Below are 16,592 nucleotides of genomic sequence, written 5' to 3'. Positions count from 1 at the left end.
AGAATGAACAATTCTTTCGATCGAATGACCACAATGAGCAAGCCTTGATCTAGTGTAGTGCGATCGATTCTCGTTGACGGAGTAGGGAATGCCGAATCGAATCTTTGATCGGGTTGACCGATCGGATTTACCGCTTGAGCTGCCAGAGCCGACCTTCTCGATAGAAAGACTGCAACGACCAGCCTTTTTGCTCGATCGCCGATCGCAGTTTTTGGGAGGGACGAAAGAAAATAACGTTGGATTCAGGAGCGAGTGGATCGAGATTGGGCGTTTCGCTGGCGGTGTAAAGCCTTACTTTGTCGGTCAGTCGAAAGCTCAGTGAAATCAGATCACCTGTGTTGGTGTAGTCGTCGCCGATATCGCTAACCAGAACTGGATTGCTCGTTTCTGCTTCTCGATTCACAATTTGGGCAACTTCGGCGTTTGAATAGCTCAAATCCTTGCTCCACCAGGTTTGTGCTGCCGCGCTCAGACTGCAAGAGATCAGGCTTGCCGTAAACACAGCGGTTAAAATGCCAAACCAGATTGATTGCTTTCCCAACCCTTGCGCCAAACGAGCAGAAAGCGGGCTCGATCGCCCCATCGCCTTCTGCCAAAAAGCAGGCTTACTAAACAGCGCAACGCCAAATAAATAAGCCACTGCGAGCTGAATCGCCGGATAGCACGAAACCAGATAGCGACTCACTGCCGATCGCTTTCCACCCAACAGCACATCTGCCAGCACCAACAGCAGAAAGGGAACCAGGAAGTTCAGCAGCACAAATAGCCAGGTCTTGCGCGGAGCGGTTCGATACAGCAGCACCATTCCCACAATCACCAGCAGCAGAAAAGGAATTCGCACTAGATAGGTGACAGGATTATTAAAGCCAAAGTCAAGATCGACAAACAGCGACGTAAAACTAAGTAGCCACAGCTTGATCAAATAACCAAAATCAGTAGGCACTTGCGCCCAATCTGTTGTTGCTAATGCCTGCTGACGATTAAAGTACATCACCGCAATCCAGGGACTATAGAGAATCAGAGCTTCCAGGACGGCGATGCCAAACTGCAAATAAAGGCGCAAATTGCCAAACGGTGGGCGATCGGAAACCAGCCTCCTGATCGGGAAATTAAACTTGAGCCGCCGGCGCGGAGCCGCCGATTTTTCTTCGGAATTGAGGGATTCGCGCTGAGCCAGGTCTGGTTTGTCTTTGTTCGGCTCCGGTCTACCCACCAACAACACATAAACTCCATGAGCTGCGATCGTCAGTGCGAAGAATGGATGGGCATACAGCCCAAGTGACAGGCTCAGCATATACAGCCCCCAGTTCCACCAGGTAGGCAGCCGGATTGCCTGCAGCAGCAGCCAGCTACTTCCAATCACGATCGTCGTTAGCAGGCTGTATTGCCGATTCGTCTGAGCAAACAAAATGTCATAGGGGGAAAGAGCCAGCAGAGCCGCTGCTACCAGTGCCGCCAAGCGGGAGCCAAATAGCTCGATCGCCAGCCAATACATCATGATGATTCCGGGCAGGCTCAGCAGTGCAGGAAAGAGGCGAGTTTCTGCAATTCCACTGCCGAAAAGCTTCATCCAGAACCGGGATAGCACAAAGTAGAGCGGTGGATGCTGCGGATCTTCGACTGCTAAAGAATAAATCGTATCGGGAAAGGTGCTGCCCGGCTTTGGCTGCTGATACCACTGCAAATTGGGCGCGGGAATAAACCGATCGCGAAATAGGCTGCTGTCAATTTCATGACGTGTATAGCCTGCCGATCGCATAGAGGTATAAACTTCGTCGTGCCAAAGAATCTTGCGATCGAGATTCAGAAATCGAAAGCCAATTCCCAGCACCAGTACGCTGATCAATAAACACCGCAGCCCAACTTGAAGCGAACGTCGTTTCAACCGCTATCCCTCTGATGACATTCTGAAATTGTTACCATGAAAGCTAATTTTATGTCACATCCAGGGGCAGAGCGCGTGCGAGCCAAAATTGAAAATGAAGTTTTATTGATCCACACTGACGATCTTCCCCAGTATAAAAAGAACGGATCGATTGTGCGAAACAGCTATTTCTGGGCACTCAAATCGATCGCAGGCAGATGCTCTTATGGCGAAAACTGGGAATACGAAGCAGAAGTCTGGTTTGCAGTGCAGCGAATGCTGATGTCGTTTAGCGAATCGGGCTATCTGGGCTTAAGCGAAACGATTCTCGAATTTCCCCAAGGCACTGAGGTTCCGCCTGTGCTGCGATCGGTTTCCACCTGGATCAGCGAAGAAGAATGGGCAGTGGAAAAGGAAAAGCCAGAGGATTCGTTTAATCGATCTGGAAAGCGGGACTTTAATAAGAAAGAGAAGGACGATCGCAAAGAAAAGAAGACGAGTTCGTGGCGGCGGTGAAGCCAGCAGACAAACTGGAATGAGCGAACAAAACTAACCCACGCACTGCGAATCCCGATGCCAAAACCCCAGCGATAGTTAACTTCAAGCGATAATCTGACGACCCTGGAGAGGAAACTACTTCACATTGCTTTGACACGCCTTCGTTGCAAAATCCGCTGTTAAACCACGCTTCATCGCACAGCAAACTGAGAGCTAATCAGGCGATCGATCGGTTTTATTCAAAAGCGATAACTAGCACAGCTTGACCCATTCCTTGACCCATTCCTTGATTCATTCCTTGATTCATTAGAGTTCTGGGCATTCATAGCACTATGGGCTTGGGAGGAATGCTGACCCTTCCCCTAGATCCCTTTTCCCTAGATCCCTTTCCTAAAACGATCGCAGGACTTCCAATTCGTCTCCTCTGCGCCGCTGGTGTAAGAAGGGGCTGGGGGATGAGGGGAAGTAACCGTTTGGCGTATTTTTCCTTTTGCTATACCCATTTCGAAAAATTAAGCTATACTAAGCGTAGTCGTTATGAGTTCATATAAATAGCTATGGCAAACCCTACGGTAGAAAACGTTGTCATTATCGGTTCTGGTCCGGCAGGATATACGGCAGCGATTTATGCAGCACGGGCGAACCTGAAACCCTTTGTGTTCGAAGGCTATCAGGCAGGAGGGCTACCGGGTGGGCAACTCATGACCACGACGGAAGTAGAAAACTTTCCTGGCTTTCCTGACGGAATCACAGGTCCGCAGCTTATGGACCGGATGAAGGCGCAGGCAATTCGCTGGGGCGCAGAGCTGGTGACAGAAGATGTCACCGAAGTAGATTTTAGCCAGCGTCCGTTTGTGATTCGCTCAGAAGAAAGAGAAGTGCGGGCACATAGCGTCATTATTGCCACTGGAGCCACCGCAAAGCGGCTGGGTTTACCCTGTGAGCATGAGTTCTGGAGCCGGGGAATTTCTGCCTGTGCGATTTGCGATGGCGCGACCCCAATTTTCCGTCAGGCGGAACTGGCAGTGATCGGCGGCGGCGACTCGGCGGCAGAAGAAGCCGTTTATCTAACAAAGTATGGCTCCCACGTACATCTGCTGATTCGCGGCGAAACGATGCGTGCCAGCAAAGCCATGCAGGATCGGGTGCTGATCAATCCTAAAATTACCGTTCACCGCAATACAGAGGCGATCGATATCTTTGGCGACGAAACGCACATGAACGGCATCAAGATCCGCAATACTCAGACGGGCAAAGAAGATAGTCTGCACGTTAAAGGGCTATTTTATGCGATCGGTCACACGCCCAATACTTCTCTGTTCCGGGGACAAATTGAGCTGGATGATGTCGGCTATATCGTGACGCGCAACGATGTTGAAACCAATATCGAAGGCGTGTATGCGTGCGGCGACGTGCAGGATCACGAATATCGGCAGGCGATTACCGCTGCGGGTTCAGGCTGTCAGGCAGCAATGCTGGCAGAACGCTGGCTCTCAGTAAACGGACTGGCGCAGGAGTTCCACCAGCCTGAAGAAGAAGAAAAAGCAGTCGAAGCACCGCATCACAAAACAGAGGCTGAAGAAGCGGTTGAATTTGACGTTGCCCGGACGCACCATGAAGGGGGCTACGCCCTGCGGAAGCTCTATCACGAAAGCGATCGTCTGATCATGGTGAAGTACGCTTCGCCCACCTGCGGACCCTGCCACACGCTGAAGCCAATTCTCAGCAAGATTGTGGATGAGTTCGAAGGTCAGATTCACTATGTCGAGATTGACATTGAGCAAGACCCCGATATCGCAGAGTCTGCCGGAGTCGTTGGTACGCCCACGGTGCAATTTTTCCGGGATAAGGCACTGGTAGCTGAGCTAAAAGGCGTGAAGCCCAAGAGCCAGTATCGCGAAACCATTTATAAATACTCAGCGGTTCCGGTGGCTTAGTTTCTAAGTTTCAATTCTCAATCCCACATCGGGTAGAAGTTTGTCCCTAACAGCCAGTTTACTCATGTCGCTTCCCGCAATCGGGATCGTTGGCAGAAGTAAATAAGCTGAAGGTGATCGACTTTCTACCCGTTTTTTTACAGCATTTAGAATCAGCAGTTTAGACTCAGCAACTTTTCAATATCTCTGAGTGTCGATCGATTTGAACCCTCGCTGTGTCTTTGTTCGCGGTTATGAAATCTTACAAATTGATTGCGCTCTGTTCTACTCTGACGATCGCCGGATGGGGCTGTGCGGATCAGCAGCTTCCAAAGCAAGTGGAAACCCCGCCGAGTGCCTCGATTGCTTTGCCAACTCCCACCCGCTCCAATCAGTTTGACCCTACAACGCTGCAAGTAGGCGATCGAATTCAAGGATTGGAAGTCAGGCAGGTTGATGTGCAAAAAGCCTTTGATGGCTCGATGGTTGGAACCGTTGCCTTTCAGGGTGAGGTCCTGCTGACGGGCACTTATAGACCCCATCCGCAATCCCCTGATGTTCAGTCTGTTTGCTTTGATGGAGACGCTGCCTCAGCTACCCAACTGCCCCGATTTTTGAATGACGATCGCAAAGTCTGGTTCTGCTTTGAAAACCAGGAAGCCGCAATTCAGCAGCTGGGCACGATCGGCACAACCGGAAAAGCGACGATCGTAATTAACCAGTACACCACTATTCGTCAATTTACCGATGCGGTCGATAGTGCAGTTCTGGTTTGGGTGGTCTCAAAGGAATGAGCCTTAGAAACGATGCCAGAGAAACTATGCCAGTTCTGAGAGTTCTGGCTGCTTCTCAAATTCGGGCGATGGCTTAATCTTCCAGGTTTGATCGATCGCCAACTGCAAAACCGACTGATGATAGTTCGCCAGGGTTGCTCGATGTCCAACGCTGAGAAACGTTGTGCCCGTCTCGTTAGCAGAGTTACCCTGTAACGCTTTCAGGTGTTGATACAGTCGTTCCTCGTTTTCCAGGTCAAGGGCACTGGTTGCTTCATCGAGAATGACGTACCTCGGTTTATTTAACAGCAGGCGGGCAAAGGTGAGTCGTTGCTGTTCGCCCAGCGAGAGGACATCTCCCCAATCTTGCTCAGTATCAAAGCCGTCAAATCGCTCCTCCAGTCCACCCAGGTTGACTTGTTCTAAAACTTGCTTCAGGCGATCGTCATCTAGCTCAAGCTCGGTGTTGGGGTAAAGCAACTGGTCGCGCAACGTTCCCAACACCATATAGGGACGCTGTGGTAAAAACAAAATTTCCTTCGGTTCAGGACATACGATCGTTCCCTTACCCGAATTCCATAGTCCCGCGATCGCCCTCAGCAATGAACTTTTGCCGCAGCCGCTTGGACCCATGACCAGCAATCCTGACCCGCTGGGCAGTTCGATTGTCAGATCTTCAATCAGTGTTCGCTGATAGTTGGGCGTTTGCAGGGTGAGGTGTTGAACGGCGAGGCGATCGGCTGTGACGGTCTGAATCTTGGGCTTTTGGTCGGTTCTGTCGTCTGCTTGGGCTTCAATCTGCTCTAAAAAGGCAGCAAACGTATAGAGACGATTGATTCCGGCTCCAAAGGTGGTCAATGCTTGGAAGCGGGCAACCACCACATTGAGCGAGAAAAAGACGCGAACAAATGCGCCCTGTGCCTCAGAAACTTTACCGACTTCCATTTCTCCCGCAAAAATTGCAGGCGCAACAACCAGGGCAGGCAGAATAAATGGAATGAACTCGTAGGCATTGGTGAGAATATTCAGGTTCAGTTCCCACACCAGCAGCCGCTTCACGTTGTCGAACACAGCCTGAAACCGATCGCTCACCTGATCGGATTCCCGCTCTTCTCCCCGATAAAAGGCGATCGACTCGGCATTTTCTCGAATTCGCACCAGGCTAAAGCGGAAATTGGCTTCTTTCTTAAGCTGCTCAAAATTTAACCGCACCAGCGGTTTGCCAAACACCCCAGTGGTTACGACTGTCCCCACGAGGGCATACAGCACCAGAAAAAACACCAGCGGCTTGGAAATGCCCCACAGCACACTGCTAAAGGCAATCACTGACAAAACAGATTCCACCAGCACCAGCAAAAAGGTAAGCGATTCCTGCGTAAAGCTCCGCACGTCTTCCGCAATGCGCTGATCGGGGTTGTCTATTTCTGTGCCAAAAACCTGCAGATTGTAATAGGCGCGATTGGCAAAATAGCGATCGACAAACCGATGGGTCAGCCACCGTCGCCACTGTAAACTGAGGCGATCACGCAGATAGGTGTACCCTGCCAGCAAAGGCGCATAAACTACCAGTACACCAATAAAAATAATCACCGTTTGCCAGAATCGCGGCTCATCCTGGGCAGAAAGGGCAGAAATGAGTACCCCCCGCTTGTTGTTGAGCAAAACACTCAGCCCGGTGTAAGCCAGCAAAAACAGCACCACGCCCAGCAGCAATCCCCGCGCCTGCCATTTCTCATCGCTTGACCAATAGGACTTGGCGATCGTCCAGAACTGCTGAAAGACGCTGAAATTGAATCGATCCATCGGCTTGGTTTCCTCGCAATCGGGCAATCCGGGGAGAACAAATTGGTCAGGCAGAAACCCAGCTTATGAATGAGTTGAAAGCGAGTTTTCTACCTTAACCATTTCACCCGGAATAGCTCCCCCAGAATACTGCCCGCAGAGCGATTGTGTAGCACCCTGGATGCGGGTCGAACAGGCGCTTAAACCGAACCGATCGACGGCTGATCAACTCCCGTTCCGGTCTGCTGCGAATTTTGCACGTGAGTCAGGCGGTTCCACAGCTCGTAATGCACCTCATTTTTAGGACAGTACCAGCTTCCTTCGATCGCCTCCATATGACCCATTGCTGTGAACTCTTCGCGATCGGGGTCGAGCAGATCCACATAGGTTGCACCTTGCTCTAAGCGCATTCCATGAGGAACGACTGAAATTTGCTTTAGCTCTTCGTCAGTGAAGCTAGTCAGCACGTTGTGCAAATCCTTGATGTCGTATGCGGTGGGAAATTCACCACTCTGGCTCCCAGTCACCCGCAATCCCTGATTCTGTCCTGCCATGCTGTGGGGATGCAGATCCTGATCGAATTCGTCCTGCTTCGCGTCCGTAGGTTTTCCCTGTTTTTGCATTTCAGGCATAGTCCGTTCTCCTGAATAATGTATCGAGTGATTGTCATCGTGCGAACGATCCTAAACAACCTGATCAGGCGATCGTTCTGTCGGATTACAGAGATTGGGGAAGATTTCCTTGGTTGAACTTTTTGGGATTCAAAGCTTGCCTAGGTTGACTCCTTGAGGGGGTAATGGGGGCAACACAGGAAACCAAACACTCGTCAGACAACCTCTTACTTCCCTATTACTTTAGGAACAGTAATTCCACAATTAACAGAACAAAAGCAGGAGCGCTGAAAAGGACAATCTTTTTCTCTTGCTATAAGCCTTTATATCCTTACCGATTTACACACGACACATCTTGCAGAGGAATACAAACTTTGCACTTTTATTAATGCTTTTAGGAAAGCTGTAGGCGTTTTAGCGGGAATACGTCAAGCTAAAAAAAGTGAACTTGAGCGGGTACAATGCCACAGGCAAATTCCACAAGCAGTCCTGCTTAGCGCAATCCTCAAGCTTGGTATCGTCCGTTTTCTCTTCCGAGCATGGCGTTTATGTCATGCTGTTCGTGTCCTTTCTAACCTTTCTCCTTTTACGATCGCCGCTTTTACCGTTGCGCTACTGAAATATGGACTGATTCTGGGGCAGCAAGACTGGTATTGCACGACTAAGATCCAGCGCGTTACCCTGCTGGAAACGGGTTCAGCCCTGCTGTTTCTGGCGATCGTGTTGCTGACGCTGCTCCCGGCACGTCTGTCCATGTAATTTCTAATCGAATTCCCAGCCAAATTCTCGGCAAAAACCTTCAGCCAAATTCCCAACAAAAAGGGCGAGCTAGATGCCCACCCCGATCAAATAATGGGATTGAGATTCCTAAGCAGCAGTCAAGCCATAAGCGGACATCCGCATAATTTCGCCAGTCGTAAAACCGATATTGCTTAGTGCCTCTCCGTAGCTAATCATGAAATCTTCTACCAGTGCCTCTTTTTCCATGCCCAGTTCGTGAGCATCATTTTCGACCTGATTGAGCATTCGCCAGACAATCGGCAGATTTTCACGATTGGCTTCCTGGAGTTCTGCTTTTGAAGTTTCAAAGTTTGCTTTCAGCCACTCTTCGCCAAAGTTCAGGTGGGTATATTCATCCTTGACCACACCTTCGGTGATCTTGCGGGCAAAATCATCTGCGACCGGAATATAGATGTTGTAGGCAGAAATGGCAAAGCACTCAATGATGAGAGATTGAATCAGCAAACAGGTAACAATCTTGCCTTCAGCGGCTGCCTTCTGGAAGTTGCTGTGCAAACCTGCGAAAAATTCTTGAGCAAACTTCATGTCAGGAGTAACTTGTAGATTGCGTCCACAAGCCTGAAACCCTTTCATGTGACGGCTTTCCATTTTCGCCAAACCAACCAGCCGCTCTTTGGACTCTGGAAGCAGCTCGGCGAGCCTCTGGTAATTGTCAAATGCCTCTTGCTCACCCTCAATGACGATCGCATTGATGCGGCTATACGCGTCTTTATAAGACTCACTCTCAAAGTCAAGCTCAGGGGAGTAGTCAAGCTGCTGCATGGGTTCGTCGTCTCCTCGGTGAAACAGATATCCAATCCTAACCTCCACCCTACTGGTTTGCCGCTGCAATTTACAAGCAGACCGTTGAGCCAATAGGAAGATTCTTCTGAAAGGCAGCTAAGTTTGTAGCATAGCTTATGGATGCATTGAATACCCAAAGCTTTGCCGATGCCATCGATTGTTTCAGATCAATCTGCCCTTCCGTTTTTGCCTTTGGCTACCCGAATCACCGCTCGCCTCTTGCCCTGGCTGAATCGTTTCCTGCTTCTAATTGGAGCTGCGCTGGTGCTGCTGCCGCTGGCGATCGTGCTGCTAGCTACCTTTGCGCCTCCTGAAAGCCTGCCTACTTTACCCACTGGGAAGATTGGCTGGACATGGGAAAACTATCGCGCCGTTTGGCAGCAGGGCGACTTTTTGCGAGCGTTTGCCAATTCGACGCTGGTCGCGTTGAGTGTCACGCTTGCCCAGAGTATCACTTCGGCTCTAGCAGGCTATGGACTGGCGCGGTTTCAGTTTCGAGGACGATCGCTCATGCTGGTGCTGATCCTGGCAACGCTGGTGATCCCGTTTCAAATTCTGGTGATTCCGGTCTTTCTAATTTTGAAATGGGGGCATTTGATCAACACCTACGGCGCGCTCATTTTGCCTACTGCGGTAAATGGCTTTGGCATTGTGCTGCTGAAACAATATTTTGAGACAATTCCGATCGAGCTAGAAGAAGCAGCGGCACTGGATGGGGCAACGCGGCTGCAAATCCTCTGGCACGTTATCTTGCCTCTGGCACGTCCGGCGATCGTCACCCTCTTTCTGTTTTCGTTTATCGGTGAGTGGAATGACCTGTTTAAGCCGCTTGTTTTTACCACCCGTCCCGAACTGCAAACCGTCCAGCTTGCCCTTGCCGCATTTCAAGAACAGTTTACCGATCGCTGGTCGCTGCTGATGGCAGCCGTGGTGCTGGTCACTCTGCCCGTAGGACTGCTGTTTCTCGTCTGTCAGAGACAGTTTATTCGCGGGATTGCCGCAACCGGAATAAAGGCATAAGTCAAATCTGTAGTCCTTGCCTCTCTTTCTCGTCTCTATTTCTTAAGAGAGAGTTCATTTACAACTTTAAAACTTAACGGAATGAAAACGTTTACATTCAACAGAATTGTCAACTAAACTAGCGGTTAACTTGCTTGCACAGGGCAACGCATAACCACTGTGGTACTCCTTTGGATGAGTTGTCTTCTGTTAATAGGTGCATCTGTCCTACGGCATACTTCCTTCAAGTTTCACCCTGGTGTGGCAGATCATGCTACAGCAGGAAATGGCTGTTATCGCTACCAGATTTCGCAGCCACACTCTACTTTTTTGTTTTAATTCACCGGAAACTAAACCGCAGTAATGATCACACCTCATGAGGTTACTCAGTGCCTTCACCTGGCAAAAGCCCTTGATTTAATTTCATCAAGCCGTATGGTTGGCGGCATCCTCTACGTTTACACAGTTGCAGGGCAGCTTAAGCCCTTGGATCATTTTACCGCTGAGTTTCCTTTGGAGCGGTTGCAGGCAATGGCAAGAAAAAGGCTATAGCCGCTCATTTTCACGTTAAGGAGCTAATTCGTTAAGGATCTAATTAAAGTGGCTCTGGTCATCCTCCCGATGGAACTGCTGCTCCCTGCCAGAACAACAGACATGACAGAAGCTTCTGCTTTAATCGACCCGCTTAACAAGTGGAGTCTGTGGGTTCCGCTGCTCCTGTTAATTTGTATCGTGGTTGCTGCAATTTATTTTGTTCGCGCTAGCCTTAGATAAACTTTCTTTTTCCCTAACTTGTCATGTCCCTTTCCCTGGCGCAGAACGCAATTTCCTTCCTGATTGAGCTGGCGGAACGGGGAGAGATCAATCCTTGGGATGTGCAGGTGATCGAGGTGATCGATCGCTTTCTCAGCAAACTCAAGCCTGACGGAGGCACGGCTTCCCCAGGAACGATCGCAGCTAACGGACGCGCCCCCTACGAAGCGGATTTGTCTCAGTCGGGACAGGCGTTTCTCTATGCTTCGATGCTGCTGCTGCTCAAGGCAGACAGTCTTGCCCGCGAAGCCAGTGCCGAGCCACCGCCCGAAGAAGAGCTGGCAGATGATTTTGAACCGTGTGTGAATCCGGGCTTGCCGCCGCACTTGGAACGACGCATTCGCCGCCGAGCCACTGCCCCACCCATTCCTTCTCGGCGAGTGACGCTGCCTGAACTGATCACCCAGCTTAATTTGATCGCGGCAGCGATAGCAGAGCCAAAAACTCGTCGTGTGGTTGCCCGCCGTGCCCGGCCCCATTCCCAAAAGCAGGCAATTCGCACGATCGCCCAGCTTGCCCACCAGGAAAACCTTTCTGAGGTGGCGGCAATTCTGGAGCAGTTTTTGACCGAACGCTGGCAGGAACTCAGTCAGGGTGATGAATGGCTTAATTTTGAGCAGTTGCTCTACTGGTGGCGCGAGGTTCAGCCCGATCGATCGGCAGAAGAATCAGCTCCAAATGCTTCCCATGTGGCTCACTCTGAAACAAGCGATCGCGTTGGCGTATTTTGGGCACTGCTGCTGCTGTCTGCCCAGTCCAAGGTGGAGCTATCGCAGCAGGTCTTTTACGAGGATCTAAACGTTCGCAGCCTTACCCCTGCCCTGCTGAGCGAAGGAACGCTGCCTGCCTTTGTTTTGCCGGACTGATGTTCTGCTGGAATCCTATTCTGCCGGACTGGTCAACCACTGGCATAGCCTTGTGAAATCCACCTTCTGCTGCATGACCCGTCCTCCGCCACCCTTTCGCCTGACCTGAAAAAGTAGGATGATGGGAAAGGCAATCCGATAGGCTTGAACAGTCTTTAGCAAACATATCCCCTGAGCGACTCAGGAGCCTTTATTGTTTTGCAAAACTGTCTTCCTCGAGGGACTTGCGAGATTCTGTCAACGTTAATTTCATCAGTCTATAGATTTTCTGCAAATCTTAAACCGATCGCCGCTGATCGGGAATAAGTTGTGAAAGACTGGAGAGATGCTTGCTCACTTCTGTCCAGCAGTTTATAGCCCAGGTATAGAGGGATAGACGTTATATGAAAGCCATGATTTTGGCGGCGGGAAAGGGTACAAGGGTTCGCCCCATCACTTACACCATTCCCAAACCGATGATTCCGATTCTGCAAAAGCCCGTGATGGAATTCCTGCTGGAACTTCTGAGACAGCATGGCTTTGACGAAATCATGGTAAATGTCAGTCATTTGGCAAACGAGATTGAAAGCTATTTTCGCGATGGACAGCGGTTTGGTGTTCAGATTGCCTATTCGTTTGAGGGCAGTATTGTTGACGGTGAGCTGAAGGGAAAAGCCCTTGGCTCTGCCGGGGGAATGCGCCGCATTCAGGACTTTTCTCCGTTTTTTGATGACACCTTTATTGTGCTGTGCGGAGATGCCCTGATCGATCTCGATCTGACGGCGGCAGTCAAGTGGCATCGGGAAAAAGGCTCGATCGCCACGGTGATTATGAAGTCAGTTCCACATGAAGATGTCTCCAGTTACGGAGTCGTGGTCACTGATGAAACCGGACGAATCAAAGCATTCCAGGAAAAACCATCGGTTGAAGAGGCACTGAGCACCGACATCAACACAGGCATTTACATCTTTGAGCCAGAAATTTTCAACTATATTCCTTCGGGCGTGGAGTACGATATTGGCGGTCAGCTCTTTCCCAAGCTGGTCGAGGTTGGCGCGCCTTTTTATGGCATCTCGATGGATTTTGAATGGGTCGATATCGGCAAAGTGCCCGACTACTGGCAGGCAATTCGCGATGTGCTGTCCGGTAAGGTGAAGAATGTGGACATTCCGGGTCATGAGGTCGCACCCGGCATCTACACAGGACTCAATGTGGCAGTCAACTGGGACAAGGTCAATATTCAGGGTCCGGTTTATATTGGCGGCATGACGCGCATCGAAGACGGAGCAACTATTATTGGTCCTTCGATGATCGGTCCAAGCTGTCATATCTGCCGCAATGCAACGGTCGATAACAGCGTGATCTTTGAATACTCGCGTCTGGGTGAAAACGTGCGACTGGTGAATAAGCTCGTCTTCGGTCGCTATTGCGTGGATAAGGATGGTGCGTCGATCGACCTTCAGGCGGCTGCGCTGGACTGGCTAATTACTGATACTCGTCAAACGTTGCCTGCTGCCCCTCCCGTTGAGCATCGGGCGATCGTGGAATTGTTAAGCAACGGCAGCTAACCCTCTTTCAACTCTCACCTAACCCTCCAATTCTGGCTACCCTGTATCCACCTGTTGAACTGAGCTTCGTTTCAGGCTTTGCCGCCCTCTAAATTCCTTAATTCTGGAGAACTTTGAACAGTTTTCGGGTTTTCCAGAATTGGGGCGGTTCATCAAGCACGCTGGCTCATTTCATCGCTTGTGAGTACAAAGCTGTTCATGCGGGGGAACTACTGGAAAACTGTGCTTCCTGCAAGTCGCAAAGCCGCTCAAGCTACAAATAGCCATGCTCCGCTAAAAAACTGGGGCTGAGGCTGTCAGGGGGAGACATTGCGGCGGTAGGTGCGGCGGAAGACCTTGCGGCAGGATGATTTTGGTCTGTCCGCAAAAACTTTTCCACATACTTTCCCAGTACGTCCCCTTCTAGATTGACCGGGTCGCCAGGTTGCAGTAACCGCAGATTGGTTTCGGCATACGTGACCGGAATGACCGCAACCTTAAACCAGGAGCCGATCGCATTGCAGTCTGCAATAGTGAGGCTAACGCCATTGACCGCGATGCTGCCTTTAGAGACAATGTAGCGGCTGACTCGTTCATCAGCGCGAAAGCTCATTTCCCAGGCGTTTTCGGTGCGGACTGCCGTGTCTAAATAGCCTGTGCCATCGATATGTCCGGTGACGAAATGCCCGCCGAGCTTACTGCCAACCCGCAGTGATGGCTCCAGATTAACGATCATCTCACCAGAAGTTTTGCCCAGCGTGGTGCGATCGAGGGTTTCTGGGGAAACAGCAGCAGTAAAGCCCTGGGGCAAGAGGTGCATCACGGTGAGACAAACACCATCAACAGCAACACTATCGCCCAGTTCTAAATCGTGCAAAATTGCTTCTGCGCCTGCCTGTTGCGAAGCACTCCCCCCGTGAGGAAAATTGCAGGTGATTTGCATCAGGTCGGTTCCAAGGGGGCGGAGTTTGCCAATCGATCGAACAAGTCCAGTAAACACCAGTTTTTCCCAGATTTCTGACTTTTTCATCGTAACAAACTGCAACTTTTAATTCGATCGCTTTCCGCTGTTAATGTATGCTGCGCTTTACTTCTAGCGTTTTATGACCCATTTATTTCCTCCAGCAGCAAATCAACTTTTTCTGCTTCTTGCAAGCGAGTCTTATTAAAAGCCCCACATCCTCTAGAGCCAGTTGCTAGAATTGCAGAACAAATGGATCTCCGAACTGCCTTTAGCCCTGATTTTGAAGCTGCTTTACCAGGGACATTCGCCGCTCATCTCACTAGGGATCATTCGCAATAATCCTTTTCTCTTGCAAATTGAAAGGTGCAATTGCTATCCTTCCCATTAAGGCTGCACTGTTGAGAAAGGAAAGTGGGCTATGTATACCGTGTCCTCTCTAAAGTCCGAATTAAACGAGCGAGGCTGGCGACTCACCCCGCAGCGAGAAACAATCCTGCAAATTTTTCAAAATCTCCCAAAGGGACAACATCTGAGCGCGGAGGATTTGCATAACCTACTGCTTGACGACGGTGAAGCGATTAGTCTGTCTACGATTTACCGCAATCTGAAGCTGATGTCGCGGATGGGCATTTTGCGGGAACTTGAGCTGGCAGAAGGGCACAAACACTATGAGATCAATCAGCCCTCGCCCTATCATCACCACCATCTCATCTGCGTTCGCTGCAATAAGACGATCGAATTTAAAAATGATTCGATTCTAAAAACAGGGGCAAAGACGGCTCAGAAAGAAGGCTATCACCTGCTTGACTGTCAGCTTACGATTCATGCCATCTGTCCCGAATGCCAGCGATCGCTCCTGCCTGTTTGATGCTTGTTTAGGCAAGTTACCTGTTTAGGCAAGTTAGGCACAACTTATTCTGACCAGTTTGTGACGATCAGCGTTTGCAGCAGTTTATCTGCGCTCGCCAAATCTCCCACAATCCGCCGTACTGGGCGGGGCCAGACCCTCACTAATGTCGGCGTTGCTGCAATTTGGTCTGCTTCTGCCAGTTCAGGATGACGGTGAATATCGACAATTTTGAGCGTGTACGATCGCTGAAGCATTTGGTCTAAAAGTTGATGCAGTTCCTTGAGAATGCGTTCGGTTCCCAGCGTGGTGCCTGAGACAAACAAACGAAAGACATAACCTTGAGTTGGGGCGATCGGCTCAGCAGGTGACCAGGACAGGGTCGGTCCGTCAGTTTGAGGGGGCGTGAGCAGCTTGGCTTTCTCAAATCGCACCAGCAGGTCGTGATCTTCCCAAAGCTGTGGAAACGGTTTGCAGTAGGTTTGCAGCACGATCGGGTCACACAGTTCTTCAGGGCAGGGGGCAGCGTCCCAAACCACATCGTTTACGCCAAACAGGGCGTTTAAGAGCGATCGATGCCGCAACACAAACGGAGACGCTTCTGCAAAGGTGCGAACGGTTTGGCTTTGAGAATCAAACCAGCGATCGATCGTGGCGGTATAGGCAGGTACGAGAAAATGAGGCGGTTCCGGTAGACCTAGCATTTCTTGCAGCACGGCACAAAGCTGCAAATGCCAGTAACTCTGCTTTTTGGTATCAATGCAATACACCAGATCACCGCCTGGCGTAAAAAGCGCGATGCCCTTAAATAAAGCAGTTTCCAGAGAATTGGACTGGAGCGGATGAGTGCGATTTTGATCACTCATAATGGCGAAAGCCATAGAAAAACTACATTGACTTTCTCAGTGGAGACTGGAAAGCGTATATGAAGTCAACATAACAGAGGAAAGAACCTCAATCCCAGGCTGCAACGATTTCTTTTATTAATTTAAAAAGAAATACTAATGGACTTCTGGGCGATCGTCGTCTTGAGAAGGGTTGAGCAGAGCCCAGAGGGGCAACCGCTGTCAGCATAACGAGGCAGTTCCTCATACGCCGGATATTGAATTGGCTACCCTTTCTCGATCGACAGAAAGGTGAATCTAAGCAAATAGCAAAAACCCGGTAGTTACACCGGGTCAAATCGTTCCTCACTTCCTGGGAAGGATTTATTCAAAACTTGATTAATTATTAATCAAATGATTTTTCTTTGTCTCTTCTACATTCATCTTCTTGATCAGGGCTGGTTAAACCCGGCAAATCATTTGACTCCTGCTTTTCAGTGAAAAGATCTTTTGGATTCGCCAACGATTCTGGATTTAGATTTGGGACTAAATCTTTAGCCTTCTGTAGATTTTTTTAGCAAATCGTAACGTATCACTTGTGAGCTTTCCAGAATCAATGCGTTACGGTGATTTGTCTAATTCATCTTGAGAAGAAAACAGGTTCAAATTTTGATCCCTGAACCTCAATTAGCGCAAATTAAGAAAGACTTGTTGAGCGGTTTGCG

Annotated in this window: 15 protein-coding genes and 1 pseudogene; 9 read left to right on the top strand and 7 right to left on the bottom strand. The window is 49.9% G+C overall.

From position 1 onward, the window contains the following. Positions 1 to 127: 127 nt before the first annotated feature. The gene (locus NDI45_RS09985) at positions 128 to 1,885 is read right to left on the bottom strand and encodes a glycosyltransferase family 39 protein (protein ID WP_348247203.1); all 1,758 of its coding nucleotides are present in this window, start codon (positions 1,883 to 1,885) and stop codon (positions 128 to 130) included. 75 nt (positions 1,886 to 1,960) lie between these two features. Here NDI45_RS09985 and NDI45_RS09980 point away from each other — a divergent pair. The 3 genes and pseudogenes from NDI45_RS09980 to NDI45_RS09970 all read left to right on the top strand — a co-directional run. After that, a pseudogene (locus tag NDI45_RS09980) lies at positions 1,961 to 2,248 on the top strand (hypothetical protein); the annotation flags it as partial. A 671-nt stretch (positions 2,249 to 2,919) separates the two neighbouring features. Then, positions 2,920 to 4,299 (top strand): thioredoxin-disulfide reductase, encoded by a 1,380-nt coding sequence (gene trxB / locus NDI45_RS09975; RefSeq protein WP_190793950.1) that lies wholly within the window; start codon positions 2,920 to 2,922, stop codon positions 4,297 to 4,299. A 233-nt stretch (positions 4,300 to 4,532) separates the two neighbouring features. Beyond that, on the top strand, positions 4,533 to 5,072 hold the full coding sequence (locus NDI45_RS09970) for a hypothetical protein (RefSeq protein ID WP_348247202.1): 540 nt from the start codon (positions 4,533 to 4,535) through the stop codon (positions 5,070 to 5,072). A 24-nt stretch (positions 5,073 to 5,096) separates the two neighbouring features. Here the strand turns inward: NDI45_RS09970 and NDI45_RS09965 are convergent, their stop codons facing one another. The 3 genes from NDI45_RS09965 to NDI45_RS09955 form a co-directional block, all read right to left on the bottom strand. Continuing rightward, positions 5,097 to 6,854 carry an ABC transporter ATP-binding protein/permease gene (locus NDI45_RS09965; protein ID WP_348247201.1) on the bottom strand — a complete coding sequence of 586 codons (1,758 nt, stop codon included), beginning with the start codon at positions 6,852 to 6,854 and terminating at the stop codon, positions 5,097 to 5,099. Between the two features lie 179 nt (positions 6,855 to 7,033). Continuing rightward, the gene (locus tag NDI45_RS09960) at positions 7,034 to 7,465 is read right to left on the bottom strand and encodes a hypothetical protein (protein ID WP_348247200.1); all 432 of its coding nucleotides are present in this window, start codon (positions 7,463 to 7,465) and stop codon (positions 7,034 to 7,036) included. Between the two features lie 846 nt (positions 7,466 to 8,311). Then, positions 8,312 to 9,007 carry an aldehyde oxygenase (deformylating) gene (locus NDI45_RS09955; protein WP_348247199.1) on the bottom strand — a complete coding sequence of 232 codons (696 nt, stop codon included), beginning with the start codon at positions 9,005 to 9,007 and terminating at the stop codon, positions 8,312 to 8,314. Positions 9,008 to 9,175: 168 nt separating this feature from the next. Here NDI45_RS09955 and NDI45_RS09950 point away from each other — a divergent pair, with 168 nt between their 5' ends. The 4 genes from NDI45_RS09950 to NDI45_RS09935 all read left to right on the top strand — a co-directional run bounded on the left by NDI45_RS09950 (position 9,176) and on the right by NDI45_RS09935 (position 11,706). After that, positions 9,176 to 10,048: a carbohydrate ABC transporter permease gene (locus NDI45_RS09950; RefSeq protein ID WP_190793386.1), complete on the top strand. Its 873-nt coding sequence runs from the start codon at positions 9,176 to 9,178 to the stop codon at positions 10,046 to 10,048. 342 nt (positions 10,049 to 10,390) lie between these two features. Beyond that, positions 10,391 to 10,579 (top strand): hypothetical protein, encoded by a 189-nt coding sequence (locus NDI45_RS09945; protein WP_190793387.1) that lies wholly within the window; start codon positions 10,391 to 10,393, stop codon positions 10,577 to 10,579. A 48-nt stretch (positions 10,580 to 10,627) separates the two neighbouring features. Beyond that, positions 10,628 to 10,801 carry a hypothetical protein gene (locus NDI45_RS09940; RefSeq protein WP_348247198.1) on the top strand — a complete coding sequence of 58 codons (174 nt, stop codon included), beginning with the start codon at positions 10,628 to 10,630 and terminating at the stop codon, positions 10,799 to 10,801. 23 nt (positions 10,802 to 10,824) lie between these two features. Then, entirely contained in the window at positions 10,825 to 11,706 is an 882-nt protein-coding gene (locus NDI45_RS09935; protein WP_348247197.1) for a segregation/condensation protein A, read from the top strand. 15 nt (positions 11,707 to 11,721) lie between these two features. Here the strand turns inward: NDI45_RS09935 and NDI45_RS09930 are convergent, their stop codons facing one another. Continuing rightward, positions 11,722 to 11,868 carry a hypothetical protein gene (locus NDI45_RS09930; RefSeq protein WP_190793390.1) on the bottom strand — a complete coding sequence of 49 codons (147 nt, stop codon included), beginning with the start codon at positions 11,866 to 11,868 and terminating at the stop codon, positions 11,722 to 11,724. Between the two features lie 221 nt (positions 11,869 to 12,089). On the opposite strand from NDI45_RS09930, the gene NDI45_RS09925 reads away from it, so the two are divergent. After that, complete coding sequence (locus NDI45_RS09925; protein WP_190793391.1) at positions 12,090 to 13,253, top strand: NDP-sugar synthase; 1,164 nt, start codon at positions 12,090 to 12,092, stop codon at positions 13,251 to 13,253. Positions 13,254 to 13,506: 253 nt separating this feature from the next. Here the strand turns inward: NDI45_RS09925 and NDI45_RS09920 are convergent, their stop codons facing one another. After that, positions 13,507 to 14,232 (bottom strand): riboflavin synthase, encoded by a 726-nt coding sequence (locus tag NDI45_RS09920; protein ID WP_190793419.1) that lies wholly within the window; start codon positions 14,230 to 14,232, stop codon positions 13,507 to 13,509. Between the two features lie 382 nt (positions 14,233 to 14,614). On the opposite strand from NDI45_RS09920, the gene NDI45_RS09915 reads away from it, so the two are divergent. Next, positions 14,615 to 15,064, top strand: a complete 450-nt coding sequence (locus NDI45_RS09915; RefSeq protein ID WP_190793392.1) for a transcriptional repressor — start codon at positions 14,615 to 14,617, stop codon at positions 15,062 to 15,064. Positions 15,065 to 15,108: 44 nt separating this feature from the next. Here the strand turns inward: NDI45_RS09915 and NDI45_RS09910 are convergent, their stop codons facing one another. Continuing rightward, positions 15,109 to 15,909 (bottom strand): circadian clock KaiB family protein, encoded by an 801-nt coding sequence (locus tag NDI45_RS09910; protein WP_348247280.1) that lies wholly within the window; start codon positions 15,907 to 15,909, stop codon positions 15,109 to 15,111. Between the last annotated feature and the right edge of the window lie 683 nt (positions 15,910 to 16,592).

The organism is Leptolyngbya sp. GB1-A1, from assembly GCF_039962475.1.
In the GTDB taxonomy this organism is placed as follows: domain Bacteria; phylum Cyanobacteriota; class Cyanobacteriia; order Elainellales; family Elainellaceae; genus Leptolyngbya_A.
This window is presented reverse-complemented; position numbering and strand designations above follow the sequence as displayed.